Genomic DNA, 25,005 nt, shown 5'->3' with positions numbered 1-25,005 from the left:
GCTGGCGTGGTTGGTCACTCCGGTCGCTGGTCCACCAGCGTGATGAGCTGTTCGACCACCGTGTCCGGGGCGAGCTTGCGATCGAAGACCGCCACCAGCATCGTCTCCAGGTCCGGGTAGCCCAGTTCCTCGGCGAGCCGGCGCAGCGGCAGATCGCTGGCTAGGCCCCGGCTGTGCCGGCGCAGCGCCAGCCCGATCGCCGCCCGGCCCAGGCGCACCTTGTCCGCGATCGTCATGCCCGGCGCCTGCCGCTCGGCGAAGAACCGGTTGATCTGCATCTGCGCGTGCGGGGACTTGACGAAGCCCAACCACTCCCGGCGCGGGCCGGGCGGCTCCGCGTCCAGGTCGAACTCGCTGGGCCGGTCGTCGGTGGCGAAGATGTCCACCACGTCGCCCTCGGCCAGGGTGGACGACAGCGGCGCCAGCCGCCCGTTGATCCGCGCCGCGACGCAGTGGTCGCCGACCTCCCGGCCCAGTTCGTAGGCCAGGTCCACCGGGGTCGATCCGGACGGCAGCACCACCGCGTTGCCGTCGCAGAACACCTGGATCTGCGTCTCCGCCAGGTCGCAGCGCAGCGACTCGAGGAACTGCGCCGGGTCCGGGGTCTCCTGCTCCCAGTCGAGTACCCGCCGCAGCCAGGCCAACTGGTCGGCGGCGGCGCGGTCGTCCCGCTCCGCCAGCTTCGGGAACCGGAAGTTCACCGCGATCCCGTACTCGGCGGCGCGGTGCATGCCCTCGGTGCGGATCAGCACCTCGACCGAGCGGTCGTCCGGGCCGATCACCGTGGTGTGCAGCGAGCGGTAGAGGTTGTTCTTGGGGGAGGCGATGAAGTCCTTGAACCGGCCCGCCACCGGGCGCCACAGCCCGTGCACCGCGCCGAGGGCGGCGTAGCAGTCGGTGTCCGGACCGTCCACCACGATCACCACCCGGGGCGGGTCGTACGGCTCGGGGTAGCCGCCGGCGACGGTGTCCTTCCAGATCGAGTAGTAGTGCCGGGGGCGGGGGACCACGTCGCCGGCCACCTTGTTGCGGCGCAGCGCCGCCCTGGCCTGCCCGACCACCGTGGACAGGTAGGTCACCCAGCCGCCGTGGACGCGTACGTGGCCGTCGATGTGCTGGTACGCCTCCGGCTCCAGGTGGAACAGGACCGCGTCCTCCAGTTCCCGCTTGAGCGCCTGCACACCCAGCCGGTCGCAGAGCGGCACCAGCACGTCCAGCGTCGCGCCCGCGATCCGGGCCCGGGACTTCGCCGACCGGGCGTCCAGCGTGCGCATGTTGTGCAGCCGGTCGGCCAACTTGATGATCAGCACCCGGACGTCCTTGCCGGCCGCGAGGATCATCTTGCGGATCGTCTCCGCCTCGGCGTCGGCGCCGTAGAAGACCTTGTCGAACTTGGTGACGCCGTCGACCAGCAGCGCCACCTCCGGGCCGAAGTCGTCCTCGAGCGCCTGGAGCGTGTAGTCGGTGTCCTCGACCGTGTCGTGCAGCAGCGCCGCGACCAGCGTGATGGTGTCCATGCCGAGTTCGGCGAGGATCTGGGCGACCGCCAGCGGGTGGGTGATGTACGGGTCGCCGCTCTTGCGCATCTGGCCCCGGTGCGCGCTCTCCGCGATCGCGTACCCGCGGCGCAGCGTCGCCGCGTCGGCGGAGGAGTGCACCGCGCGGTGGGTGCGGACCAGCGTCGTGACCGGATCGTCCTCGGGGCCGCTCCAGGCGGAGAGCCAGGAACGCAGCCGGCGGGTGAGGTTCACCTCGGCCCGGCGGGACAGCGGCCGTCCGATGGCCGCGTCTCGACCGGCGTCGAGGTCCACTGGTCACCCCCTCACCGGCCGAGTCCTGGCTATCCGTCTAGCCTAAATGAGGAGACCCTGGTCCGATCGGTCAGTTGCGTATGGGCGTTCGGGCGAGTCATGGGACACCTGTGGCGGATGGGGCGCTTTCGGCGCGCGTGAGCAGTTCGCGGAACCGCCCGGCGCCCCGCACCGGCGACGCCCAACCGCCCGATGTGGTCACCAGCCGCGTCTCGGGGCGCTCCAACCAGGCGAGGATCCGCTCGGTCTCGGCCGGCGAGGCGCTCGGCACCGGACCCGGTCCGGGCAGCACCGTCTCGGCCGTGGCCCGCACGGCGTCCAGCACCGGGCGGGGCGGGATCCCGGGCGCCGCCGTCGCGGCGCCGGCCAGCCGACCGTGCCGGACCACCGCGATCTCCCAGCCGCCATCCGCCGTGCGCCGCGCCGCCTCCACCACCGCCAGGGCGGTGAGCGCCGCCAGCCGCTGCATCCGGATCGCCGCCCTGAGCAGGGCCGCGAGCCGGCCCCGCAGCACCGCCGCCTCCTCGTACCGCCGGGCGGCGGACAGCGTCTCCAGGCGCGCCATGAGCGCCTCGACCAGCGGGCCCGGGTCGCCCACGGTCGCGTCCCGGAACGGGACCGCCGCCCGCGCGTGGTACTCCTCCACCGAGATCCGGTGCTCGCACGGCGCGGGGCAGCGCCCCAACTCGGCCAGCGCGCAGGCCGGCGTCGTCACCCGGGTGGAGAGCTTGTGCGTGCACTGCCGCAGCGGCAGCGCGTCGTGCGCCGCGGCGGCCGCCTGCTCCGCCGCCCGCCGCGACCCGAACGGCCCGAGGTAGGCCGCGCCGTCCTCGGCCAGCGTGCGGACCGTGGACAGCCGGGGGTACGCCTCGGCCGTCAGCTTCAGCCAGACCACCCGTTCGGGGTACTTCGACCGCCGGTTGTACGGCGGTGCGTGCGCCGCGATCAGCCGCAGCTCCCGCACCTCCGCCTCCAGCGCGTGCGCGCACTCCACCGCCTCGACCCGCTCGGCGGCGGCGATCATCTCGCTCATCCGCGCCCGCTTCTCCGCCGCGGTGAAGTAGCTGCGCACCCGGGTGGCGATGTCCCCCGACGTGCCCACGTACAGCGGGCGCCCGTCGGCGGCCCGGAACACGTACACCCCCGGCACGTGCGGCAACCCCTCGGCCAGGTGCCGCTTGCGCCGCTGCTCCGGGCACACCGCCCGGGCGAACTCCACCGCATCCCCCAGCGTGTGCACCCGGTACGACCCGAGCCGCGCGATCAGCGCGTGCAACACGTCCACGGTGGCCTCCGCGTCGGCCCGGGCCCGGTGCGACGGCTGGCGGGAGGTGCGGAAGTAGGCGGCGAGGGTGCCGAGCTTGCGGTTGGGGACCTCCTCCCGGGTCAGCGCCCGGCGGGCCAGCGCCACCGTGTCGAGCACCGTCGGGTTCGGCCAGGGGTAGCCGAACTTCGCGCACGCCGCCTTCAGGAACCCCACGTCGTACGGCGCGTTGTGGGCGACCAGGACCGCGTTGCGGATGAACTCCAGGAAGCTGGGGAGCACCTCCTCGATCGGCGGGGCGGGCGCCACCATCGCCTGCGTGATGCCGGTCAGCACGGTGACGAACGGCGGGATCGGGGCGCCCGGGTTGACCAGCGTGGCGAGGACCCCCAGCTCCTCGCCACCGCGCACCTTCACCGCGCCGATCTCGGTGATCCCGCCGCCGTCCGGCGCGCCGCCGGTCGTCTCCAGGTCCACCACCACGAACGTCGTCCGGCGCAGCGACAGCGCCGCCGGGTCGTCCAGCAGCGTGTCGATGGTGCCCTGCACAAACGGCTGTTCGACCACCCGCGGGACGGTAGGGCACGGGTACGACAAAGTTCGTTCAGAGGGGCCGGTGGTACCGCACCGAGTGGCTGGTGTACCCCTCGCGCTCGTAGAACCGGTGGGCGCCGGAGCGCTCGGCACCGGTCGTCAGCTCCAGGACGGCGCAGCCCAGCTCCCGGCCGACCCGCTCGGCGGCGCGCAGCAGAACAGCCCCGACGCCGCTGCCGCGCTCGCCCTCGTCGACGACCAGCGCGGTGATCCGGGCGCGGGCGTGGCCCTCGTGCGGGAACGGGGTGCTGGAGACCACCACGGCGCCGAGCGCGACGCCGGCCCGCTCGGCGACCAGGACACGATCCCGGTCCGGGGTCATCCCGGCCAACTGCGCGCGGACGTCCTCGCCGGTCACGGGGTGCCCCAGCTGCCGGAACAGCGCGGCCAGGGTGCCGGCGTCGGCCGCCGTCCCGGCCCGCACGACCACCGCTCCAGTCACGCCTGCCGATGCTACAGCGGCACCGGGCGGCCGGCGTCGTCATCAACGTCCCTCGATCAACTTGACGGTGCCCCGGTTCGGCAAGAGGAGTCCGACCGGAAAGATCGGCATAAAAGATCGGCATAACAGACAGGGCGTTGCGGGGCCCGCGGTGCGACACTTGGCGCATGTCCGTGCCGGCGTACCCAGACGACCGGCCCCCGGCCGGGGCCGGGGGCGCCGGTGAGCTGCCCGAGGAGCTGCTCGCCGAGTTCGAGCCCGAGCCGATCCTGCCCGAGGCGGTGCGGCAGCGGATCGTTGGGCTCGCCGCCGCGGCGATGAGCGTCCTGCCCCTGGAGGAGGTCCCCGCCGTGCTGCGGCGGGTGGCGAAGTTCGCCCCGAACCGGCGGGCCCGCCTCGGCGCCGGACCGATCGCCACCCAGCTGGCCAGCGACCCGACCTTCCGGCAGCGGGTCGCCAACCGGGCCCTCGCGGAGGCCGGCGAGCTGGGCAGCGCGCTCCTGGCGGGCACGGCGCCGGCGGCGGCCGACCCGGTCGAGGTGGGCGCGCTGGCGTATCTGGCACGCCCGGCGGGGTGGCGGCAGTTGGTCGCGGCGGCCGGGGAGGCGGTGCGTGCGGAGCAGGACAGCGCCGCGGTGGCCGACCAGCTGCGGGACGCGGAGCACCGGGTGGCGCGGGCCGAACACGACCGGGCGGTGGCCCGGGTGGAGGCCGAGAAGCTGCGGGACGAGCTGGCCCGCGGCCGCGAGGAGCTGGGCAGCCTCCGCGAGGAGGTGCGGGTGCTGGCCAAGCGGCTGCGCGAGGCCCAGACGGCGCAGCGGCGGGCCACCGAGCTGCTGGCCACGGAGAAGGGCCGGGCGACCCGCGCGGCGGCGGACCACGACGCCGAGGTGCGCCGGCTGCGGGCGCGGCTGGCCGACGCCGAGGACGCGGCCAGCGGCGCCCGGCAGTCCGCGAAGGAGGCCCGCGCGCAGGACGACGCCCGGCTGTGGCTGCTGCTGGAGACGATCGGGCAGGCGGCGGTCGGGCTGCGCCGCGAGCTGGCCCTGGAGCCGGCGGACAGGCTGCCGGCGGACCACGTCGCGCAGACCGCGGCGGCGCCGGGCCAGGCGGGCGCCCGGGCCCGGGCCCTCGACGCGGACGACCCCGCCCGCCTGGACCAGTTGCTCGCGCTGCCCAAGGCGCACCTGGTCGTGGACGGGTACAACGTCACCAAGCGCGGCTTTCCGGAGATCTCGCTGGAGCGGCAGCGCAGCCGGCTGATCACCGGCCTGGGCGGCATCGCCGCGCAGACCCGCGCCGAGGTCACGGTGGTCTTCGACGGCGCCGAGCGGGTGCCGGGGCTGCCGCCGGCGCCGCGCGGCGTCCGGGTGCTGTTCTCCCACAAGGGCGAGACGGCGGACGAGCTGATCCGGCGCCTGGTCCGGGCCGAGCCGCCGGGGCGCCCGGTGGTGGTCATCTCCTCCGACCGGGAGGTCGCCGACGGGGTGCGCCGGCACGGTGCCTACCCCCTCGGGGCGGATTCGCTGCTGCGCCGCCTCGCCCGCGCCTGATTTCTGTCGTACCCCTCGCTTAGCGTGATGGTCACCGACGGTGGTTGGTTGTCAACCGCACCGCGAGGAGGAGCGATGCTCGTCGACTGCGACACCTGTACCGTGCGCGGCGCCGCCTGCGGAGACTGCCTGGTGAGCGCCCTGCTGGACACGCCGCGGGAGATCTTGGACCTGACCGCACCGGAGCGAGCCGCGATCGAGGTGCTGGCCCGCGCCGGCTTCGACGTCGAGGTGCTGGCGGTGGCGGGGGCGCCGGCCGTCCCCCGGCCGCGCCGGCGCCGGCGCCACGTGGCGTAACCGCCGCCGGTCCGCGACCGGCCGAGTCCCGGCCTTCGCCTCGCGCCGGTACCGCGTCGCGCCAGGCCCTAGGATGGGCGTCCGGCGGATCGGGAGGAGCGGCGCGGATGACGACCCCTCGGCTGTGGGCGGCCGTGACGCTTGCCGCGCTGCTCGTGGCGCTCGCCGTGGGCGCCGCGGTGCTGATCCCGTGGCACCGGCCGCCGGCGCCCCGCGCCGACCAGCTCGCCGCGCTCGCCCAACTGCCCGCCGACCGGGTGGAGCGGGCCCGGGCGTTCCACGCCGAACTGCGCTGGCCCGGGTACGCGTCGATGGCGGTCGGGCTCGTCGTGGCGCTGGTCATCGGCCTCACCCCGCTGGGCGCGTGGCTGGTCACGCAGGCCGGGCGCCCGTTCGGCGGCCACTGGGTCGCCCGTGCCGTGCTCGGCGGGCTGCTGGTGGTCTTCGCCGGCGGGCTGGTCACCCTGCCGTTCGCGGCGTGGCGGCACACGATCCTGGTCCGGTACGGGCTGTCCACGCAGAGCTGGGGCGGCTGGACGGCGGACGTGCTCAAGTCCGCCGCGGTGAGCGCGGTACTCGGTGCCGTCGTGCTGCTCGCGTTCTTCGCGGTCACCCGGTACGTGCCCCGGTGGTGGTGGGCGTGGGGTGCGGCGGGAGCGTTCCTACTGGTGGTGCTGCTGTCCTTCGTGCTGCCGGTGCTGGTCGAACCGGTGTTCAACAAGTTCACGCCGATGGCGTCCGGCGCGCAGCGGGAGCAGCTGATGGCGCTGGCCGCCCGGGACGGCGTCCCGGTGAAGGACGTCCTGGTCGCGGACGCGTCCCGGCGCACCCGCGCGGTGAACGCGTACGTCTCCGGGCTCGGCCCCACCCGACGGATCGTCGTCTACGACACGCTGCTGCGCGAGGCGCCGCCGGAGGAGGTCGCCTCGGTGGTCGCGCACGAACTGGGCCACGCCAAGGACGGGGACGTGCTGACCGGCACGCTGCTCGGCGCGCTGGGCGCCGCGGCCGGCGTGGCCGCGCTCTACCTGCTCGGCGCCTGGGACGGCCTGTTACGCCTGGCCGGCGTTCCGGCGGCCGGCGGTGGCGGTGCCGATACGGTGGCCGGCGGCGGGGTGGCCGGCGGGGCCACCGGGCCGGGCGGCTTCGGCGACCCGCGCGCCATCGGGCTGCTGCTCGCCGTCGGTGCGGTCGCCGGGCTGGTCATGGGCCCGGCGCAGAGCCTCGTGTCGCGCCGCATCGAGGCCCGCGCCGACGCGCACGCACTGGCGCTGACCCGCGACCCGGCCACGTTCACCGCCATGCAGCGGCGGCTGTCCCTGGTCAACCTCGGCGACCCCGACCCGCCCGCCTGGGAGCAGGCACTGTTCGGCTCCCACCCCACCGCGGTCGAGCGGATGGCGGCGGCCGCCGCGTACGCGCGCGGGGAGCGCTGAGCGTGCGTACCCTGCTGGTCACCAACGACTTCCCACCCCGGCCCGGCGGCATCCAGTCGTTCGTGCACAACCTCGCGGTCCGGCAGCCCTCCGGCTCGGTGGTGGTGTACGCGTCCACCTGGCGGGGCGCCGGGAAGTTCGACGCCGAGCAGCCGTTCGAGGTGGTCCGGGAGCAGACCGGCGTGCTGCTGCCCACCCCGCGGGTGGCGCGCCGGGCCGCCGAACTGGCCCGCGCCTACGACTGCGACACCGTGTGGTTCGGTGCGGCGGCGCCGCTCGGGCTGCTCGCGGGCGGGCTGCGGCGGCGGTCCGGGATCGCCCGGGCGGTCGCGCAGACCCACGGGCACGAGGCCGGCTGGGCCAGCCTGCCCGGCGCCCGGTCGCTGCTGCGCCGCATCGCCCGCGACACGGACGTGGTCACCTACCTCGGCGAGTACTTCCGGGTCCGGCTCGGCCGGGTCATGCACGGGCTGACCACACTGGAGCGCCTGGTCCCCGGTGTGGACACCGACGCCTACCACCCGGGCGTCGACGGTTCCGCCGTCCGCGCCCGGTACGGGCTGTCCGACCGGCCGGTGGTGGTGTGCGTCTCCCGGCTGGTCCCCCGCAAGGGGCAGGACGCGCTGATCCGTGCGCTGCCGGAGATCCGCCGCCGGGTGCCCGGCGCGGCGCTGCTGCTGGTCAGCGGCGGCCCGTACCGGGACAAGCTCCGCGCCCTCGCCCGCCAGACCGGCATGGAACGGGACGTGGTGTTCACCGGCACCGTCCCGTGGGAGGAACTGCCCGCCCACTTCGCGGCCGGCGATGTGTACGCGATGCCGTGCCGCACCCGCAACCGTGGCCTGGACGTGGAGGGCCTCGGCATCGTGTACCTGGAGGCGTCCGCGACCGGGCTGCCCGTGGTGGTGGGCGACTCCGGCGGCGCACCGGACGCCGTCCGCGACGGCGAGACCGGCTACGTGGTCAACGGCCGGGACGTCGCCCGGATCGCCAACCGGGTGGCGACCCTGCTCGCGGACCGGGACCTGGCCCGGCGCATGGGCGCGGCCGGCCGGGCGTGGGTCGAGCGCGAATGGCGCTGGGACACCCAGGCGGCCCGCATGCGCACCCTGCTCACCACCCCCACGGAGGGCCCACCGCGCGGGTAGGGCTCGGACGGCCTGTGGAGATCTTGGTAAAGACACGCCGATTAGGGGGCAGATCGGTACCAAGATCTGCCCCACGCGTGTCGCGACGGGCACGGCGGGCCGCAAAACCAACCGCCCACGCACCGCACCCTGGCTCGGCATCGGGAGCGGCCCCCTGTGACGCGCCGCACCCGTCGCCTCGGCTGGCGCTTCATCGTCGTGTATGCCAGGTTTGAGGCATGGACCCCAGTCCCCTGGCCGGCGGCGCCGTGGGCGCGGTGGTCCTCGTCGGCAGCACCGTGTACGGCCTGTGGCGCCGCCGCCGCGACGGCGCCTTCCGTTCGGCCGGCGGCGCGGAGCTTCCCGCCCGGTCCGCGAACGATGACGCGAGCGACGATGGTTCGGCGCTGTTGCGCGCGCTGGGCGTCGAGGCCGGCATCCCCGCGACGCTGCTCCAGTTCTCGTCCGCGTTCTGCGCGCCCTGTCGGGCCACCCGGCGGTTGTGCGGCGAGGTGAGCGCGCTGCTCGACGGCGTGCGGCACGTCGAGGTGGACGCGGAGTCCCACCTGGAGGCGGTGCGGGCGCTGGAGATCTGGTGTACGCCCACGGTGCTCGTCGTCGACGCGGCCGGCCGGATCGCCGGCCGGGCCACCGGCCAGCCCACGAAGGCGCAGCTGATCGCGGCGGTGGCCCCCCTGCTGGCCGCGCCCACGGAGGAACCGGAGGTGGCGCGGTGACCCCGTCCCGCTCGCTGCTCGACCCGCGCGGCCCACGCTTCGCCGCCGCGGTCACGGCCGCCGTGCTCGTGGCCGTCCTGCTGACCGGCTCGGGCTGGCTGGCCCTGGCCCAGGCGGCGGTGTTCGCGGTCGCGTCCGTCCACCCGCGACTGAACCCGTACGCCCTGCTCTACCGGGCCGTCATCGCGCCGCGGCTGGCCCCGCCGGCCGAGCTGGAACCGGTCGAGCCGGTGCGCTTCGCCCAGCTCGCCGGCCTGGCGTTCACCCTGGTCGCCGCGGCCGGCTACCTGACCGGCGCGGCGCTGCTCGGCCTGGTCGCCGCCGCGCTGGCGCTCGCGGCGGCGTTCCTCAACGCGGCGTTCGGGCTGTGCCTCGGCTGCGAGGCGTACCTGGTGTTCCGCCGCGTCACCGGCCGCCCGATGGCCGCCCGGGTCGCCCGCTAACCCGTCGGGCACGAACGAGCCGTCCGGTCACCCGGTAGCGCGGTCCAGGCGGCCGCCGGCGCCGCGCCGGGCGGCGACTCGTGAATCGTGGTACCGACGCGCCGTGCCGCGCGCCTCGCCGCCACTGGCGCCGCGCGGCGGCCCCGCCGGAGAAGGGGCCGGTCGGGGCGCGGGCGTCAGAACTTCGGCGCGTCGGGCGCCTCGAGCAGGCCCAGCCGCAGCGCGGTCATCAGCGCCTGCGCCCGGTTGGCGGCGCCCAGCTTCTCGTACAGCTTGGAGATGTGCGTCTTGGCGGTGGACTCGCTGACGAACAGCTGCTTGGCGATGCCGGCGACGCTCATCCCGTCCGCGAGCAGGCGCAGGACCTGGCCCTCGCGGGGAGACAGTTGCGGGCCCTGCGGGGCGAGCCGGCGCTTCATCGCCTCGGCCAGGTCGGCCGCGGTGAACGCGCTGGGCGCCGAGGCGGCGTGCCGGGCGGCGGCCACGACCTCGTCGGCGGGGGCGGTCTTCGGCACGAACGCGCTGGCGCCGGCCTCGAGGGCGCCGAACAACTGGTCGTCGCCGGCGTACATGGTGAGCACGACGATGCCCATCGTGGCGCTGTTCTTGCGTAGCGCCCGGGTCGCCTCCAGGCCGCTGCCGTCGGGCAGCCGCAGGTCCATGATGACCACATCGGGCTGGAGGGCGCCGGCCTGGCGGACCGCCTCGGCCGCGGTCGCGGCCTCGCCCACCACCTCGAACTGGCGATCCCGCTCGAACGCGTGGCGAAGGCCCTTGCGGATCAGGTCGTGGTCGTCGACGAGCAGAACCTTGGTCCGGCCGCCGGCCGGGACGGGGCTGGGGGTTGTCATGCGCGAATGTCTCCCATTCCTGGTGCTCGCTACAAGCTATCGCGTCGAGGCGAGGTTCCGAGCACTACCGCGACTGTTGTTCCGCTGGGGTGTCGCGGTCTGATCTCCAGACGGCCTCGGATACGTTCCGCCCTCTCCGCCATGATCGCAAGGCCGTACCGGCCGTCCGGCCGCTGGTCGGGGATGCCCTGTCCGTCGTCCGACACTTCTATCTGAGCAAATGGGGGATCAACGGCACAAGTCACCCAAAGGTTCGCGGCCCCGGCGTGCTTACGGGCATTGGTGATCGCCTCTTGGGCGATTCTGAGCAGCTCAGCCTCGGTGGCGGCGGGCAGCCGGGCGGTCGACTCGTCCAGCGACAGGTGCACCCGCAGCCCGGCGGAGGCGCCAACCGTGCGGGCGTACTCGGCGATCGCGGCGGCCAGCCCGCCGTGCCGGTCCACCTCGGAGCGCAGCTCGAACAGGCTCAGCCGCAGCTCGGTGATCACCCGGGTCACCTCGCCGCGCAGGCTGCGCAGCTCGTCCGCGGACTCGGTCGCGGTCCCGGGGAGCGTGGCCAGGGCGTTGTCGATGCCGTAGCCGACCATCACCAGTTCCTGCGCCACCCCGTCGTGGATCTCCCGGGCCAGCCGCTGCCGCTCCTCGTTGGTGGCCAGCGAGCGCACCTCGTCGAACAGCAGCGCGGCCTCCAGGCGCAGCGCGGCCGGCGCGGCCAGCTCGGCGACCCGGTTCATCACCGGCGACGGGTACGCGTTGGCGACGTCCGCCTCCAGCGCCACCAGGCCGACCGTACGCACCCCGGCGACCAGCGGCACGACCAGTGCCGACACGTCCCCGCGCTGGTCGGAGCGGGCCTGCGAGCGGTTGGCGACCTGCGGCTCCTGGGTGGCCCACGCGTCGGCGATCGCCGAGTCGGCGTCCAACGTGGTCTCCCAGTCGACCCGGTCGGCCCCGGCCTGGGCGAGCACGACGAGCCGGCCGCCGCCGCTCGCGGACAGCACCGCCGCCCGGTCGGCCCGGGCGAAGCCGCGCAGTTCCTCCAGCAGGTGCTCGGAGATGCCGCCCGGGTCCAGGGTGGCGCCGGGCAGCTGGCGGGCGACGCTGCGCAGCTGGGTCAGCAGCCGGGTCGCCTCCGCGTACGGCTGGGGGCGCTCGTCGCGGGCGCTCATCGCGCGTTGCAGGGCCCGCGCGGCGAGCGTGCCGAGCGCCGCCAGCACCAGCCACTGTGCGCTGACCGCCAGATACCACGCCTGGCCGATCTGCCGGCCGGCGCCGGTGTCGGTGACCGCGCCGCTGCCCACCAGCGCGGCGGCGGCGACCCCGAGCAGGGCGGCCGCCTCGACCCCGCGCCGGTGCAGCGCGGCGGAGGTGAGCGGCACGCACAGGTACGGCAGGACCACGGCGGCGGCCAGCCCGGACGGCTTGACCATCGCCGCGGCGGCCACGTCGCTGGCGCCGAACGCGACGACCAGCACCTCGGCCAGCCGGGCCAGGGTGCCCACCACCCGGTGCCCGGCGGCCAGCACGGCCGGCACCGCGCACAGCGCGAGCAGCCCGACCCACCGCAGCTCGGCCACGTCCCGGGTGGCCAGCAGGGTCAGCACGGCCACCAGGCCGAGCAGGATGACCCGGGCGGCCAGCGCGAGGGGATGCGGCAGCCCGATCGCGTCCGCGTCCAGCGCCGGGGTGGCGCGCGCGGGGCCGGGGCCGGTCAGGGCCAGGGCCGCGCCCCGCCGGCCGGCCGGCTCAACGGTTGTAGATCGCATCGATCTCAGCGGCAAACTCCTTCTGCACCACGGCGCGCTTGACCTTCAGGGAGGGGGTCAGCTCGCCGGTCGCCTCGCTGAAGTCCCGGGGCAGGATCCGGACCACCTTGATCGCCTCGGCGTGCGAGACCGCGGCATTCGCCTCGTCCACCGCCTGCTGGACCGCGGCCAGCAGCCCCGGGTCCTCGCGCAGGTCGGCGACGCTGGTGCCGGCCGGGCGACCAACCGAGGCCAGCCACCCGGGCCAGGCGTCCTCGTCGATGGTGACCAGTGCCGCCACGAACGGGCGCCGGTCGCCGACCACCAGCGCCTGGCTGATCAGCGGGTGGGCGCGGAGCCGGTCCTCGAGCACGGCGGGCGAGACGTTCTTGCCGGCCGCGGTCACGATGATCTCCTTCTTCCGCCCGGTGATCCGCAGGAAGCCGTCCGCGTCCAGGTCGCCGAGGTCGCCGCTGTGGAACCAGCCGTCCGGATCCAGGACCTCCCGGCTGGCGGCCTCGTTGTTCCAGTAGCCGCGGAACACGATCTGGCCGGAGATGAGGACCTCGCCATCGTCGGCCACCCGGATCGCCACCCCGGGCAGCGGGCGGCCGACCGTGCCGATGCGGGTCGCCCCGGAGATGTTCGCCGCGGCCGCCGGCGAGGTCTCGGTCAGCCCGTACCCCTCGAAGACGGTGAGCCCGACGCCGCGGAAGAAGTGCGCGAGCCGCTCGCCCAGCGGCGCACCGCCGGAGATGGCGTGCGTGCAGCGGCCGCCGAGGGCGGCGCGCAGCTTGGTGTAGACCAGACGGTCGAACAGCGCGTGCTCCAGGCGCAGGCGCAGGCCGGGGCCGCCCGGGGAATCCTTGGCCCGGCTGTAGGCGACCGCCACCCGCTCGGCCCGGTCGAAGATCTTCGCCTTGCCCTCCGCCTCGGCCCGCTGCCGGGCCCCCGAGTGCACCTTCTCGAACACCCGCGGCACCGACAGCACGAACGTCGGCTTGAACTCCTGGAGCGCGTCGACCAGGTTCGTCGTGTCCGCGGTGTGCCCCATGGTGGCCCGGCCCTGCACCACGCCGACCTGGATCAGCCGCGCGAACGCGTGCGCCAGCGGCAGGAACAGCAGCGTCGAGGCGCCCCGGTGAAACAGTTCGGGCAGGGCCGCCACCGCGTTGGCGGTGTCCGCGTAGATGTTCCGGTGGGTGAGCACGCAACCCTTGGGGCGGCCGGTGGTGCCGCTGGTGTAGATGATCGTGGCCAGGTCGTCCGCCCGGACCGCGCGGCGGCGCTCGGCCACCCGCTCCGGCTCCACCCCGGCGCCGGCCGCGACCAGGTCCGCCACCGCGCCGAGGTCGATCTGCCAGACCTTGTTCAGCGCCGGCACCTGCTCCCGGACCCCGGCCAGGAGCTCCGCGTGCGCGGTGCTCTCCAGCACGGCGGCGGTGGCGCCGGAATCGGACAGCACCCACGCCACCTGCTCGGCGCTGGACGTCTCGTAGATCGGCACGGTGACCGCGCCGGCCGCCCAGATCGCGTAGTCCAGCAGCGTCCACTCGTAGCGCGTGCGGCTCATCAGGCCCACCCGGTCGCCCGGCCCGACCCCCTGGGCGATCAGCCCGCGGGCGACCGCGACCACCTCGTCGCGGAACTGCGCGCAGGTCACGTCCTGCCAGCCGGCGCCCTGGCCGGGGTCGCCGGACCGGCGCCGGAACTGCACGTCCGCCGGGTGCGCGTCCGCGTTGTCCCAGACCGGGTCCGTGAGGTTGGCCGCGTCGCCGACCGTCACCACCGGTGGTACGGAGAACTCCCGCACTTCGGCACCCACCGCCCCTCGTCCCGCCCTCGTCGCCCGTGATATGGAACCTACCCGACCGGGGAACGGACGGTGGCGAGCCGCCCACGGGACGCCATCCGGGTACGCGGTAGCCTGCGCACCATGGCCGACACCTCCACCCAGTCGATCGTCGTCGCCGCGCCGCCGGCCGCGGTGGCGGCGGTGGTCAGCGACTTCGCCCGGTACCCCGAGTGGGCCGACGCGGTGCGCGAGGCCGAGGTGGTCGAGGAGTACGAGGACGGGTACGCCAGCCAGGTCCGGTTCGTGCTGGACGCCGGGCCGATGGCCGACGAGTACACGCTGCGGTACGAGTACGCCGAGGATCTGAGCCGCGTCGAGTGGCACCTGGTGGCGCCCTCGAAGATGCAGCGGGCGCAGGACGGCTCGTACGACATCGAGGACAACGGCGACGGGACGAGCACGGTCACGTACACCCTGGCGGTGGAGTTGTCGATCGGCATGCTCGGGATGTTCAAGCGCAAGGCGGAGAAGATGATCATGGATACCGCGCTGCGCTCGCTGAAGCGGCGCGTCGAGTCGCTCGGCGCGGCGGGCTGATGGCCGGGGGCACCGGTGACCCGGTGGGCTCGGCGCGGGAGGAAGCCGAGCGCCTGGTCGCCGCCGCGCTGGCCGCCGCCACCGTGGCCGCCCGCGGCCTGGGTCGCCGGGGCGGTGGCTCCGCCCTGCTGGACGGCCTGTTCGGCGCGCCGCACCGGGAGTACCGGGTGGCCAACGACAGCCCCGACTGCTGCGTGTGCCCCGTCTGCCGGCTGATCGCCGCGATGCGCGACCCCGGCCCGGAGGTAGCCGAGCGGCTCGCCACCGGCGCCGGTGACCTGGCCGCCGGGGTGGCGAGCCTGCTGCGCGCGCTCGCCCCCGAGCCGCCGGCCGAGGATCGGGCGTGGAAGCCGGCCGGGAAGCAGGCTGCGGAGCCGGCCCGGAAGCCGGGCGGTGAGCCGGCCGGGAAAGCAGGCGGTGAGCCGGCCGGGAGGGCGGGTGCGGCCGGGGTGGAGAGCGACACCGTCTGGCGCGCGGCGACCCGCGGGCCCCAGCCGCCCGTGGCCCGCCCCGCTCCGGATCCGGAGACCGACCCCTGGGCGGCCGCGACCGCCGCGGGCGCCGCCGGAGCCGTGGGCGCTGCGGGCCCGGCCGGAACCGCGAGCGAGGTGGGTGCGGCCGACATCGCGGGCGCCGCGACCGAGCTGGGCGCCGGCGCCGCCGCTGCCGAGCCCCCGCGGCCGGCCGCCGCGAAGAAGGTCGCCAAGAAGGCGGTCGCGAAGAAGGCGGTCGCCAAGAAGGTGGCCAAGAAGGCCGTCCGGGCGGTGCCGCCGGAGCCGCCCGTGGACGATGATCTCGGCGGCGGCACAGGCTGAGCCGGCGCGCGGCGGGTAGAACGTAGGCACGAGGGAAGGGCGGCGCGGGTGACGCTGACGATCGGGGTCGACATCGGGGGCACCAAGGTGGCCGCCGGCGTGGTGGATCCGTCCGGCGCGGTGATCGCGCAGGCGCGGCGGGACACGCCGGCCGACGACCCGGCCGTGCTGCGGGACACCATCGTCGAGGTGGTCCGGGAACTGTCGGCCGCCCACGAGGTCGAGGCGGTGGGCATCGGCGCCGCGGGCTGGATCGACCAGACCCGCTCGGTGGTGCTGTTCGCGCCGAACATCGCCTGGCGGGACGAGCCGCTGCGCGAGTACGTGGCGGCCGCCACCGGCCTGCCCGTGGTGGTGGAGAACGACGCGAACGCGGCGGCGTGGGCGGAGTTCCGCTACGGCGCGGCCCGGGACGCCGACGACTCGATGGTGATGCTGACCATCGGGACCGGCGTCGGCGGTGGCATCGTGCTCGGCGGCGGGCTGGTCCGCGGGGCGCACGGGATCGCCGCCGAACTGGGGCACATGTCCATGATCCCGGCCGGCCAGTTGTGCGGCTGCGGCCGGCAGGGCTGCCTGGAGCAGTACGCGAGCGGCAACGCGCTGGTCCGGTTCGCCCAGCAGGGCGCCAAGGACGAGCCGCAGCGGGCCAGCGGCCTGCTGGAACTGGCCGGCGGCGAGGTGTCGGCGATCACCGGGCCGATGGTGACCGTCGCCGCGCACGCCGGCGATGAGGTGGCCCGGGAGGCGTTCGCCACGCTGGGCCGGTGGCTCGGCGTCGGCCTCGCGGACCTGGTGCAGGTCCTGGACCCGCAGGTGCTGGTCGTCGGCGGCGGCGTGGTGGACGCGGGCGACCTGCTGCTGGCGCCGGCCCGGGCGGCGTACCAGGAGGCGCTGGCGCAGCGGGGTCGCTCGCCGATCGCCCCGGTGGTCCCGGCCGAGCTGGGCAACCCCGCCGGCATGATCGGCGCGGCCGACCTGGCCCGGCTGCGCTGACCGGCCCGCCGATGACCGGTCTGCGCGTCGTCTCGTACAACGTCCACTCGTCCCGGGACGACCGGGACGCGCTGGCCGACGTGGTCCGCGAGCTGAGGCCGGACGTGCTGGTGGTGCAGGAGGGGCCGCGTCGGTTCCGCTGGCGGCACCGGACCGCCGCGCTGGCCCGCTCGTTCGACCTCGTGGTGGCCGAGGGCGGCCTGCACTCGCTGGGCAACCTGCTGCTCACCAGCCTGCGGGTGCGGGTGCTGGCGAGCCGGTCGGTGCGCTACCCGCTGACGCCGGGCCGGCACATGCGCGGCGCCGCGATCGCCACCTGTGCGGTCGAGGGGGTGCGGTTCGCGGTGGCGGGCACGCACCTGTCCACGGACCCGCAGGAGCGGCCGGCGCAGGCGCGCCAGTTCCGCGAGGCGGTCGCCGGCCTCGACGCCCCCCTCGTGGCCGGCGTGGACGTGAACGAGGGCCCCGCCGGCGGTACCGCTTGGAACGTCCTGGCCGAGGGCATGGTGGACGTGGCCGAGCGGACCGGCGCCGGCAACCGGCACACGTTCCCGGTCGCGCACCCGTACGAGCGGATCGACGCGCTGTTCGTGGACCCCCGTATCGAGGTGCGCGGCTACCGGGTGGTGGACACCCCGGCGGCCCGCCGGGCCAGCGACCACTTCGCGATCGTGGCCGATCTCACGCTGCCCGGCCCCGGCGCGAATCCGGCGTAACGGGAGGGGTGGACAACCGCGCGGCGGAACGGGAAGGATTCCGGTCCGTGAGTACGGACCCCGGGTACGACGCCAACGGAACCCTCCCGCTGACCCGGGACGGTCGCGCGGTCTCGGACCGCGGCGGCACCGTGTGCGTGATCGGCGCCGGCGCGAGCGGGCTGGCCGCCGTGAAGAACCTGCTCGAGCACGGCTTCGGGGTGGACTGCTACGAGCGGGAGACCGGCGTGGGCGGCGCCTGGAACTGGCGCCACGACCGCAGCCCGGTCTCCGCCGGCACCCACCTGATCTCGTCCAAGCCGATGAGCCAGTACCCGGATTTCCCGATGCCGGACGCCTGGCCGGACTACCCGGCGCACGGCCTGGTGCTGTCCTATCTGGAGCGGTACGCGGAGCATTTCGAACTCAAGCCGCACGTCTGGTTCGGCACCGAGGTGGTGCGCGTCGAGCCGGCCGGTGGCGACCGGTGGGACGTCACCACCCGCAGCACCGGGGGGTGCGGCTCCCAGCGCACCTCCCGGTACGCCGCGGTGGTGGTCGCCAACGGGCACAACTGGGCGCCGCGGATGCCCGCGTACGAGGGGCAGGAGAGCTACCGGGGCGAGATCATCCACGGGTCCGCCTACAAGGAGCCGAACCAGGTGCGCGGCCGCAAGGTTCTGGTCGTGGGCGGCGGCAACACCGGCTGCGACATCGCGGTCGAGGCGGCCACGCACGCGGCGCGCTGCTGGCACTCCACCCGCCGCGGCTACTGGTACGCGCCGAAGTACCTGATGGGCCGCCCCACCGACCAGGTCAACGCGGGCGTCCTGCGCTGGCGGCTGCCGCTGTGGCTGCGCCAGCGGCTGATGCACCGGGTGCTGCGGCTGGTGGTCGGCGACCTCACCCGGTTCGGGCTGCCCCGGCCGGACCACGGGGTGTTCCAGTCCCACCCGATCGTCAACGGCCAGCTGCTCCACCACGTGGGGCACGGCGGCATCCGGCCGGTGCCGGAGGTGGCCCGCTTCACCCGGCACTCGGTGATCCTCACCGACGGCCGCGAACTGGATCCGGACCTGGTGGTGATGGCGACCGGGTACGAGCCGAGGTTCGAGTTCCTCGACCCCGGCCTGCTGGACCGCGACGCGGACGGGCGCCCGCGCCTGTACCTGCACACCTTCCCGGCCGCCCAGCCGACGCTGGCGGTCGCCGGCCTGGTCCAACCGGACAGCGGGGTGCTGCCGCTGGCCCATTGGCAAAGCGTCGCGTTCGCCCGCTGGCTGCGGCTGCGGGAGGCCGCGCCGCAGCGGGCGGCCAGGTTCCGGGAGCGGGTCAGCGGCGGCGCCCGCGGCAGGTGGAAGGACGCCACCCCCACCGACTCGCCCCGGCACTGGTTCGAGGTGAGCCACGACGTGTACCTGCGCGAGTTGCAACGGGCCCTGGACGATCTGAAGGCGGTTCCGGCATGAGCGGCGGCACTCGGATCATCCGGTCCCGGGAGTGGGCGCGGCCCCCGGCGCCGGTCCGGCGGGAGGTGCGGCGCGCGCTGCCCGCCGGGGACGAGGGCAAGCCGCCCCTGTTGTTCGTCCCCGGCTTCGGTTCGGGCGCCGGCGCGTTCGCCGAGCACTGGCTCGACCACGCCGCCGGCCGGGGCTTTCCGGCGTACGCGGTCAGCCCGCGCGGGCACGGCCTGAGCGCGCCCGGTCCGGGGGCGACGCTGCGCGAGTACGCCCATGACGTGGTGCAGGAGGCGGCGGCCCTGCCGCGCCGCGCGGTGCTGGTGGGGCACGGCGCCGGCGCCCTGGTGGTGGCGTACGGGCTGGCTCGCTACCCGGCGCGGGCGGCGGTGCTGGTTTCCCCGGTGCTGGGCGGGTTCGGTCCGCTGCGCGCGGCGCTGGCCCGCAACCCGTTCGGTACGGTCCCGGCGCTGTTCGGCGGGCCGCTGCGGCTGTCACGCCGGCAGCTGTTCAGCCGCGAACTGCCCGAGCACCTGGCCGACGAGTACGCGGATCGTCGCGGTCGGGCCTCCGCCCGGGCGCAGTGGCAGTTGCTGCGGCACCGGCCGCCGGAGCCTGCCGTGGGTGACCCGCCGGTGCTGGTCGCCGGCAGCCCGGACGACCGGGTCGTCCCCGCGAAGGCGCTGACCGAGGCGGCCCGCCGTTACGGTGGTGCGCCGCTGCTGTTCCCCGGCATGGGCCACGAACTGATGCTCGACGCCCGCTGGCGGGAGCCGATCGACGCCATCCTGGACTGGCTGGACAAGGGGTCGGTCCTGTAGCGCGCGGCGCCGCGCTGCCGCACCGCAGGGAACCTACGGCCTCCATATTGGACGCCCGGAGCGCGGCGGGGGAGGGTGCGCCGATATGGGTGACCAACTGGTGGTCATGCGATGCGACGAAGCCGGTGGGCCGGGCACCGAGTTGCCGGTTGATGTCGTGGCCGGCAGATTGCGCGAGTTGTTCGGCGATGACCCCGAGTTGGACTTGCCGATGGTGGAAGGCGACATCGTCGAAGTCGAAGCGATGGGGGAGCGGACGAGCTTCGATGCGTTCGTCTACGCCGGGGTAAACGGAATCCAAAGAGTCGTCATCGAGTTCACCGACAACTCGTGGGATGAGCCGGTGCCCGAATTCCGGCACGAGATCGCGCGGGTGCTGGACGGGTTGGTCGCTCTTGCGCGCGAAACGGATGCGCGCCTGTTCGACGTCGCCGACCCCGACCGGTCCAACCTGACGGCGTCGCGGGCACTCGACCTGCTTGCGCCACCCGATTCGCCCGACGGGGTCGCGGCGCCGGGAGAAGTGCATCCCTCCACAATAGATAACTAAAGGCCGGAGAAGATCACCACTGCCGGTCCCCACGTATATCGCACCCGGGGTTTTGCCGCAAGGGTTCGGCGCGGCCTGAAGCACCGGGCCCGGGCGTCCGACGGTCATCGCGCGGATGACCGCCACGCGTCGAGGACCCCCGCCAGCCAGGGGGCGTAGCAGTCGGGACGGCGGGCGACCCGCGCGAACAGCTCCTCGGGGTCGACCCATTCGACGGTGGCCACCTCGGCGGGATCGATGGCGGGTGGCTCGCCGGCGAAGGTGCCGACCAGCACGTGGTCGTGCTCGAACTCCACCCGGCCGGTCGCGGGGTCCTCGGCCTGGTAGAGGTGCACGCCGACCTCGCGCAGGGGGACGCCCGTCACGCCCAGCTCCTCGGCCAGGCGCCGGGCGGCGGCGTCGGTGACCGTGTCGCCCGGCATGGGGTGGCCGCAGCAGGCGTTGGCCCAGCGCAGCGCGAAGCGGGTTTTCGTGGCGGCGCGCTGTTGCAGCAGCAGCCGGCCGTCGGGGGAGCGGAGCAGGACGGAGAAGGCCCGGTGCAGGCGCCCCGGCGCGCGGTGCGCGTCTTCGACGGTCATCTCGCCGATCGTGCTGCCATCGGCGCCGACGAGCTGGACGAGGTGGTGCTCCCGACTGTTCACGATGCTCCCGATTGTGCGCTTGTGGCGAGGCCGGTGAGGATCACAAGCACGGCGCCCCGCCAGTTGATCATCCAGGTGCTGACCATTGTGGGCCGGGGCGCCGCGGATCGGAAGGGGGCCCGCGCCTGTCCGACGAGGACGGCCGGCGCGGCCGCCGCATCCACAGCCGACAACCGAGCGTGAAGCGGGCCGGTGTCCGGATGGGAACCGAGGCGGCGTAACGACTTACCCGATGGGCTATGGTGCCATGCGGGTAGTGCTGAAAGCGGATGCAACGGTAGGGTCTGGACTCGCATCGGCGTTGGCCAGCAGTTGTCGCCGCCGGCTCCTTAGGCTGCTCTGATTGGATGAGTGTTGGTGCGAGAACAGCGCGACTCCGCGACCAAACAACGTGACCAAACTGACGGCGACCCGGCGTCGGCGTCGGGCCGCGGAGGCGGTCGACAGCGTTCCATCAAGCGGCGGGTCATCAGGCTGGTCCTCGTCCCCAGTGTCGTTGCCGTGGTCCTTTGGCTGCTGGCTTCCGGGTACCTCGTTTTCCAAGGGTTTTACAACCGGGAGGTCGCCAACGGGGTCCGCGAGGTATCCATTCCGGCGGTCTCCGCCCTGTCGTCGATCCAGCAGGAGCGGCGGCTGACGGTGGCCTACCTCAGCCAGTCCTCGCGGAGCATGCCCGAGCTGCTCGAACAGCGGCAGCAGACCGATCGGCGGGTGGCCGAGATGCGCACCGCCGCCGACGCCGTACTGGCCAGCGCTCCCGAATCCATCACCACCCGGTGGAAGGCCGTGGCGGACTACCTGGACCGGCTTCCGGGCGTCCGGAGCGGCGTCGACTCGAGGTCGTCCGGCCCGCTGGCCGCCTACGACTTCTACAACAAGCTGCTGGACGCGGCCAGCGCCCTGTTCGACACCCAGGCCCGGATCGTGCCCGACGCCGAGGCGACCAAGGGCGGCATCGCGGGGACCGAGGTGTGGCGGGCCAGCGACCGGATGTCGCGGGCCGGATCGACGATCGAGGCCGCGTTCGGCGCCCGCGCCTTCAGCCAGCAGGACCACCTCGCGTTCGTCAACCTGGTGGGCGCCTACCACATGGGCCTGACCACCGTCGCGCCACACCTCGAGCCGCAGGTCCGCCAGAAGTTCGAGAGCCTCACGGCGAGCGAGCCGTGGCGGCAACTCGTCGCCGCGGAGAACGCGATCATCAGCGAGGGCGCGTGGCACAACCGCGTCCCCCGTACCCTGTCGGTGGACGTCGCGCGCTGGCAGACGCTGACCCGCCAGGTGTCGGACGCGTTGATCGACCTGACCGTCACGCAGGCCGACCAGGTCTCGGCGCAGGCGCTGCGCACCGGTAACAACCAGCTGCTCATCGCGACGGTGGGCAGCCTGCTCGCGCTGGCCATCGCGGTCGCCGCGATCCTGTGGGCGGTCCGCCAGTCGCAGGTCCTGGTGGACCAGGCGCTGTCCGTCCGCCTGGCGCGGCTGGGTCGGGACGCCGCCGAAACGGTCGACCAGCGGCTGCCGGCCATGATGGACCGGCTGCGCCAGCGCGAACAGGTCGACATCGGGGTCGAGCTGCCGACCCGCGACTACGGAAGCGACGAGATCGGCCAGGTCGCCGAGGTCATCAACCGGTCGCTGCACGTCGCGGCGGGTGCGGCCGTCGACGAGGCCAGGACCCGGGCCGCCGGTCTCGCGATGCTGATGGGCGTGGCACGCCGCCCGCAGCGCCCGCTGCAGCGCGGCCTCAAGGTCGTGGAGGAGCTGCAGAACCGGATCGGCGACGACGAGCTGCTCCGGCAGCTGTTCGACATCAACCACCAGCTCAACCAGACCCGGCGCTTCCTGGAGAACCTGGTCATTCTGGCCGGTGGTCAGATCGGCCGTCGGTTCAAGAACCCGGTGCCGCTGCGCCGGGTGCTGCTGGCGTCGTTCGCGGAGACGCAGCATTACCAGCGGATCACGCTGCGGGGCGCTCCCGATGTGGCCCTGGTGGGGCCCTCGATCGCCGGAACCATCCACCTGCTGGCGGAGCTGCTGGACAACGCGCTCGCGTTCTCCCCGCCGAAGACGACGGTCTGGGTCACGTGCATGGAGGTCCGGCACGGCGTCGTCGTGGAGATCGAGGACGCCGGCGTGGGCATGAGCCCGGAGGCCGTGGAGCGCGCCAACAAGCTGCTGGCCACGGCGCCCACGCCGGACGTGACCGAGCTGAAGGGTGGCGCGCAGGTCGGCCTGTACGTCGTCGCGGAGCTGGCCAAGCGCGAGGGCGTTCAGGTGAGCCTGCGCAGGTCCGCCTACGGCGGCCTGCTGGCCATCGTGCTCCTGCCTGAGCGGGTGCTCGCCATCGAGCCGATCCAGCCCACCCAGCCCGAGTCCGTCGACTCCGCGCCCGTGCTTGCCGACAGCGAGCGGTTGGGCACCGGTCTGGTGGCTCCGCCCGCCCCGGCGACGCCGCCCGACGCCGCCCGGCGCGTTGCCACGGGGGTGGCGACCGTACCGAACGGGTCGGTCTCCGGGCTGCACGACATCCTCGCGGCGGGCCGCGGACCCGAACCTACGGGTGACACGATGAGCGAGCACCGCACCAACGGCAGCGCCCCGGTTGCCCGGCAACCGGACACCTCCGTCGCGCCCGCCGGCGGCGCCGACTCGCCCGTCCCGCAGGCCGACGGACGTCCGGCCCTGCCACACCGCCAGCCGCAACAGCACCTCGTGCCCGAGCTGCGCGAGGAGGACGCGCCGAGCGCCGGCACGCCGGAGGACGCGGCTCGCGCGAGGTCGCCGGAAGAGGCCCGGGATCGGTATGCGAGGTACCAACAGGGCCGGACCCACGGTCGGGGCGCGAACAACGACAGCGCACTAACGAGAGCTGATCAAGGCGGGAAAGCGTGAGCCACTCAACCCAGCACAACGATCTGGCCTGGATGCTAGATGGTCTCGTGGAGACTCCGCGGGTTGTCTTTGCGGTTGTCGTATCCACCGACGGGCTGATCGTTCAGAAGTCGACGTCGTTGCCCCAGGAGACCGCGGAGATCCTGGCGGCCGGCTCGTCCTCGATGTACAGCGTCGCCGCCGGAACGGGCCGGCGCATCGGCAGCGGAGCGGTGGAGCAGATCGTCGTCGAGTATCAGGACCAGATCCTGTTCCTCGCCGCCGCCGGGCAGCACGCGCGCCTGGCCGTCCTGTGCGAGCCGGGCGTCGACATGGGAACGGTCGCCTACGAGATGGGCCGGCTGGTGATCCGGATCGGTGAGTACCTCGGCACCGAGGCACGCCCGGCCCTGACCGGCAATGGCCAACCTGGCGGGGGCCATGGCGTATGACGTGTGGGACGGCGATGACGAGTTCGCGGCGGGGCGACTGGTCCCGCTGTACATTCTGGTCAACGGCCAGACCAGCCCGCGCAACACGAGCCTGGATCTGGCCACGCAGGTGGTCGCCCTCCCCCGTGACCTGAACCGGCTGGAGCCGGAGTACCAGGACATCGTCGGCCGGTGCGGCGCCTGGGTGTCCATCGCCGAGCTGTCTGCCTTCCTGCACCTCCCGCTCGCCATCATCAAGATCATGGTCGATGTGCTCCTCGAGCAGGGGTACCTGGGCATCGGTGCTCCGGCCCAACAGCAGATCCAGGATCTTCGGTTGCTGGAAACGGTTCTCGCCGGCCTGGAACGACTCTGAGCAAGGGGACTGACAACGTGGATCGTAAATCGGTCAAGGTCGTGGTGGCGGGCGGCTTCGGGACCGGCAAGACCACCCTGGTCGGATCGGTCAGCGAGATTCCGCCGTTGACGACGGAGGAGATCCTCACCCAGGCGAGCGTCGGTGTGGACGACGTGACCGGCGTGGAGGGCAAGACGAACACCACCGTCGCCCTGGACTTCGGCCGCATCACGATCAGTCCCGACGTGGTGCTCTACCTGTTCGGTACGCCCGGTCAGGACCGGTTCTGGTTCATGTGGGACGAGATCGCGCAGGGCGCGGTCGGTGCGATCGTGCTGGTCGACACCAGGCGACTGGGCACGAGCTTCCCCGCCGTCGACTACTTCGAACGGCGCGGCCTGCCGTTCGTCGTGGCCGTCAACCGGTTCTACGGTGAGTGCCTCTACAGCCAGGAGGAGATCCGCGGCGCCCTGGAACTGGATCCGTCGGTTCCGCTGCTGTGGTGTGACGCCCGGGACAGGGATTCGAGCAAGCAGGTGTTGATAACCCTGGTCCGGCGCGCGATGTCACGGCTGCCGGTCGGCTGATCGGCCGTTCCACGGGGCCCAGCGTCGTGCCCCGTGCGCCGCCGGTTGTTCAGGCGGCAGCGCACCGTGCGAGCGCGCTGCCCCCGAA

Annotated in this window: 24 protein-coding genes; 17 read left to right on the top strand and 7 right to left on the bottom strand. The window is 74.1% G+C overall.

Annotated features, from left to right (window positions below; all coding sequences use genetic code 11):
- Positions 1-14 precede the first annotated feature (14 nt).
- The 3 genes from KJS59_RS03320 to KJS59_RS03310 all read right to left on the bottom strand — a co-directional run bounded on the left by KJS59_RS03320 (position 15) and on the right by KJS59_RS03310 (position 4,111).
- Complete coding sequence (locus KJS59_RS03320; protein WP_213450721.1) at positions 15-1,811, bottom strand: RelA/SpoT family protein; 1,797 nt, start codon at positions 1,809-1,811, stop codon at positions 15-17.
- Between the two features lie 97 nt (positions 1,812-1,908).
- Positions 1,909-3,642: a DEDD exonuclease domain-containing protein gene (locus tag KJS59_RS03315; protein WP_213450720.1), complete on the bottom strand. Its 1,734-nt coding sequence runs from the start codon at positions 3,640-3,642 to the stop codon at positions 1,909-1,911.
- Positions 3,643-3,679: 37 nt separating this feature from the next.
- Positions 3,680-4,111 (bottom strand): GNAT family N-acetyltransferase, encoded by a 432-nt coding sequence (locus KJS59_RS03310; protein WP_213450719.1) that lies wholly within the window; start codon positions 4,109-4,111, stop codon positions 3,680-3,682.
- A 167-nt stretch (positions 4,112-4,278) separates the two neighbouring features.
- On the opposite strand from KJS59_RS03310, the gene KJS59_RS03305 reads away from it, so the two are divergent.
- The 6 genes from KJS59_RS03305 (at position 4,279) to KJS59_RS03280 (ending at position 9,704) form a co-directional block, all read left to right on the top strand.
- Positions 4,279-5,664 (top strand): NYN domain-containing protein, encoded by a 1,386-nt coding sequence (locus KJS59_RS03305; RefSeq protein WP_213450718.1) that lies wholly within the window; start codon positions 4,279-4,281, stop codon positions 5,662-5,664.
- A 75-nt stretch (positions 5,665-5,739) separates the two neighbouring features.
- A complete protein-coding gene (locus tag KJS59_RS03300) occupies positions 5,740-5,961 on the top strand; it encodes a hypothetical protein (protein ID WP_213450717.1) in 222 nt (73 codons plus the stop codon).
- 107 nt (positions 5,962-6,068) lie between these two features.
- Positions 6,069-7,397 (top strand): M48 family metallopeptidase, encoded by a 1,329-nt coding sequence (locus KJS59_RS03295; protein WP_213450716.1) that lies wholly within the window; start codon positions 6,069-6,071, stop codon positions 7,395-7,397.
- Positions 7,398-7,399: 2 nt separating this feature from the next.
- The gene (locus tag KJS59_RS03290; RefSeq protein WP_213450715.1) at positions 7,400-8,545 is read left to right on the top strand and encodes a glycosyltransferase family 4 protein; all 1,146 of its coding nucleotides are present in this window, start codon (positions 7,400-7,402) and stop codon (positions 8,543-8,545) included.
- A gap of 218 nt (positions 8,546-8,763) precedes the next feature.
- Positions 8,764-9,261 carry a TlpA family protein disulfide reductase gene (locus KJS59_RS03285; protein ID WP_213450714.1) on the top strand — a complete coding sequence of 166 codons (498 nt, stop codon included), beginning with the start codon at positions 8,764-8,766 and terminating at the stop codon, positions 9,259-9,261.
- Positions 9,258-9,704, top strand: a complete 447-nt coding sequence (locus KJS59_RS03280) for a DUF4395 domain-containing protein (RefSeq protein WP_249713829.1) — start codon at positions 9,258-9,260, stop codon at positions 9,702-9,704. Before KJS59_RS03285 ends, KJS59_RS03280 begins: the two co-directional genes overlap by 4 nt.
- Before the next feature lie 176 nt (positions 9,705-9,880).
- Here the strand turns inward: KJS59_RS03280 and KJS59_RS03275 are convergent, their stop codons facing one another.
- From KJS59_RS03275 to KJS59_RS03265, 3 genes are read right to left on the bottom strand one after another with little or no spacing between them, the layout of a single operon-like run.
- Positions 9,881-10,555 (bottom strand): response regulator transcription factor, encoded by a 675-nt coding sequence (locus tag KJS59_RS03275; protein WP_213450713.1) that lies wholly within the window; start codon positions 10,553-10,555, stop codon positions 9,881-9,883.
- Positions 10,556-10,584: 29 nt separating this feature from the next.
- The gene (locus tag KJS59_RS03270; protein WP_213450712.1) at positions 10,585-12,321 is read right to left on the bottom strand and encodes a GAF domain-containing sensor histidine kinase; all 1,737 of its coding nucleotides are present in this window, start codon (positions 12,319-12,321) and stop codon (positions 10,585-10,587) included.
- Positions 12,302-14,113 carry an AMP-dependent synthetase/ligase gene (locus tag KJS59_RS03265; RefSeq protein WP_213450777.1) on the bottom strand — a complete coding sequence of 604 codons (1,812 nt, stop codon included), beginning with the start codon at positions 14,111-14,113 and terminating at the stop codon, positions 12,302-12,304. The genes KJS59_RS03270 and KJS59_RS03265 overlap by 20 nt, the downstream gene beginning before the upstream one ends.
- 123 nt (positions 14,114-14,236) lie before the next feature.
- On the opposite strand from KJS59_RS03265, the gene KJS59_RS03260 reads away from it, so the two are divergent.
- From KJS59_RS03260 to KJS59_RS03230, 7 genes are all read left to right on the top strand, one after another.
- Positions 14,237-14,692, top strand: a complete 456-nt coding sequence (locus tag KJS59_RS03260) for an SRPBCC family protein (RefSeq protein WP_213450711.1) — start codon at positions 14,237-14,239, stop codon at positions 14,690-14,692.
- Positions 14,692-15,507: a hypothetical protein gene (locus KJS59_RS03255; RefSeq protein WP_213450710.1), complete on the top strand. Its 816-nt coding sequence runs from the start codon at positions 14,692-14,694 to the stop codon at positions 15,505-15,507. The genes KJS59_RS03260 and KJS59_RS03255 overlap by 1 nt, the downstream gene beginning before the upstream one ends.
- A 48-nt stretch (positions 15,508-15,555) precedes the next feature.
- On the top strand, positions 15,556-16,503 hold the full coding sequence (locus KJS59_RS03250; RefSeq protein ID WP_213450709.1) for an ROK family glucokinase: 948 nt from the start codon (positions 15,556-15,558) through the stop codon (positions 16,501-16,503).
- Between the two features lie 11 nt (positions 16,504-16,514).
- The gene (locus tag KJS59_RS03245) at positions 16,515-17,219 is read left to right on the top strand and encodes an endonuclease/exonuclease/phosphatase family protein (protein ID WP_213450708.1); all 705 of its coding nucleotides are present in this window, start codon (positions 16,515-16,517) and stop codon (positions 17,217-17,219) included.
- Between the two features lie 47 nt (positions 17,220-17,266).
- The gene (locus KJS59_RS03240; RefSeq protein ID WP_249713828.1) at positions 17,267-18,667 is read left to right on the top strand and encodes a flavin-containing monooxygenase; all 1,401 of its coding nucleotides are present in this window, start codon (positions 17,267-17,269) and stop codon (positions 18,665-18,667) included.
- The gene (locus KJS59_RS03235) at positions 18,664-19,476 is read left to right on the top strand and encodes an alpha/beta hydrolase (RefSeq protein WP_213450706.1); all 813 of its coding nucleotides are present in this window, start codon (positions 18,664-18,666) and stop codon (positions 19,474-19,476) included. The genes KJS59_RS03240 and KJS59_RS03235 overlap by 4 nt, the downstream gene beginning before the upstream one ends.
- An 85-nt stretch (positions 19,477-19,561) precedes the next feature.
- Complete coding sequence (locus tag KJS59_RS03230; protein ID WP_213450705.1) at positions 19,562-20,026, top strand: hypothetical protein; 465 nt, start codon at positions 19,562-19,564, stop codon at positions 20,024-20,026.
- Positions 20,027-20,130: 104 nt separating this feature from the next.
- On the opposite strand, the gene idi is transcribed toward KJS59_RS03230, so the two are convergent.
- Positions 20,131-20,667, bottom strand: a complete 537-nt coding sequence (idi, locus tag KJS59_RS03225) for an isopentenyl-diphosphate Delta-isomerase (RefSeq protein WP_213450704.1) — start codon at positions 20,665-20,667, stop codon at positions 20,131-20,133.
- A 501-nt stretch (positions 20,668-21,168) separates the two neighbouring features.
- Here idi and KJS59_RS03220 point away from each other — a divergent pair.
- The 4 genes from KJS59_RS03220 to KJS59_RS03205 are packed head-to-tail and all read left to right on the top strand — an operon-like array spanning position 21,169 to position 24,917.
- Positions 21,169-23,562 carry a sensor histidine kinase gene (locus KJS59_RS03220; protein WP_249713827.1) on the top strand — a complete coding sequence of 798 codons (2,394 nt, stop codon included), beginning with the start codon at positions 21,169-21,171 and terminating at the stop codon, positions 23,560-23,562.
- Positions 23,559-23,993: a roadblock/LC7 domain-containing protein gene (locus KJS59_RS03215; protein WP_249713826.1), complete on the top strand. Its 435-nt coding sequence runs from the start codon at positions 23,559-23,561 to the stop codon at positions 23,991-23,993. The genes KJS59_RS03220 and KJS59_RS03215 overlap by 4 nt, the downstream gene beginning before the upstream one ends.
- Positions 23,983-24,348 (top strand): DUF742 domain-containing protein, encoded by a 366-nt coding sequence (locus KJS59_RS03210; RefSeq protein ID WP_213450703.1) that lies wholly within the window; start codon positions 23,983-23,985, stop codon positions 24,346-24,348. The genes KJS59_RS03215 and KJS59_RS03210 overlap by 11 nt, the downstream gene beginning before the upstream one ends.
- A 17-nt stretch (positions 24,349-24,365) precedes the next feature.
- Positions 24,366-24,917, top strand: coding sequence for a GTP-binding protein (locus KJS59_RS03205; RefSeq protein ID WP_213450702.1), 552 nt, complete (start codon positions 24,366-24,368; stop codon positions 24,915-24,917).
- The last annotated feature ends 88 nt before the right edge of the window (positions 24,918-25,005 follow it).

Origin of the sequence: Rhizomonospora bruguierae, from assembly GCF_018397995.1 — a bacterium.
GTDB classification, from domain to species: Bacteria; Actinomycetota; Actinomycetes; order Mycobacteriales; family Micromonosporaceae; genus Rhizomonospora; species Rhizomonospora bruguierae.
This window is presented reverse-complemented; position numbering and strand designations above follow the sequence as displayed.

Excerpts from the sequence above, each read along its gene's own strand:
- KJS59_RS03305 (WP_213450718.1), top strand. The coding sequence starts at position 4,279 with ATGTCCGTGCCGGCGTACCCAGACGACCGGCCCCCGGCCGGGGCCGGG.
- KJS59_RS03300 (WP_213450717.1), top strand. The coding sequence starts at position 5,740 with ATGCTCGTCGACTGCGACACCTGTACCGTGCGCGGCGCCGCCTGCGGA.
- KJS59_RS03295 (WP_213450716.1), top strand. The coding sequence starts at position 6,069 with ATGACGACCCCTCGGCTGTGGGCGGCCGTGACGCTTGCCGCGCTGCTC.
- KJS59_RS03285 (WP_213450714.1), top strand. The coding sequence starts at position 8,764 with ATGGACCCCAGTCCCCTGGCCGGCGGCGCCGTGGGCGCGGTGGTCCTC.
- KJS59_RS03275 (WP_213450713.1), bottom strand. The coding sequence starts at position 10,555 with ATGACAACCCCCAGCCCCGTCCCGGCCGGCGGCCGGACCAAGGTTCTG.
- KJS59_RS03270 (WP_213450712.1), bottom strand. The coding sequence starts at position 12,321 with ATGCGATCTACAACCGTTGAGCCGGCCGGCCGGCGGGGCGCGGCCCTG.
- KJS59_RS03260 (WP_213450711.1), top strand. The coding sequence starts at position 14,237 with ATGGCCGACACCTCCACCCAGTCGATCGTCGTCGCCGCGCCGCCGGCC.
- KJS59_RS03255 (WP_213450710.1), top strand. The coding sequence starts at position 14,692 with ATGGCCGGGGGCACCGGTGACCCGGTGGGCTCGGCGCGGGAGGAAGCC.
- KJS59_RS03245 (WP_213450708.1), top strand. The coding sequence starts at position 16,515 with ATGACCGGTCTGCGCGTCGTCTCGTACAACGTCCACTCGTCCCGGGAC.
- KJS59_RS03235 (WP_213450706.1), top strand. The coding sequence starts at position 18,664 with ATGAGCGGCGGCACTCGGATCATCCGGTCCCGGGAGTGGGCGCGGCCC.
- KJS59_RS03230 (WP_213450705.1), top strand. The coding sequence starts at position 19,562 with ATGGGTGACCAACTGGTGGTCATGCGATGCGACGAAGCCGGTGGGCCG.
- KJS59_RS03210 (WP_213450703.1), top strand. The coding sequence starts at position 23,983 with ATGGCGTATGACGTGTGGGACGGCGATGACGAGTTCGCGGCGGGGCGA.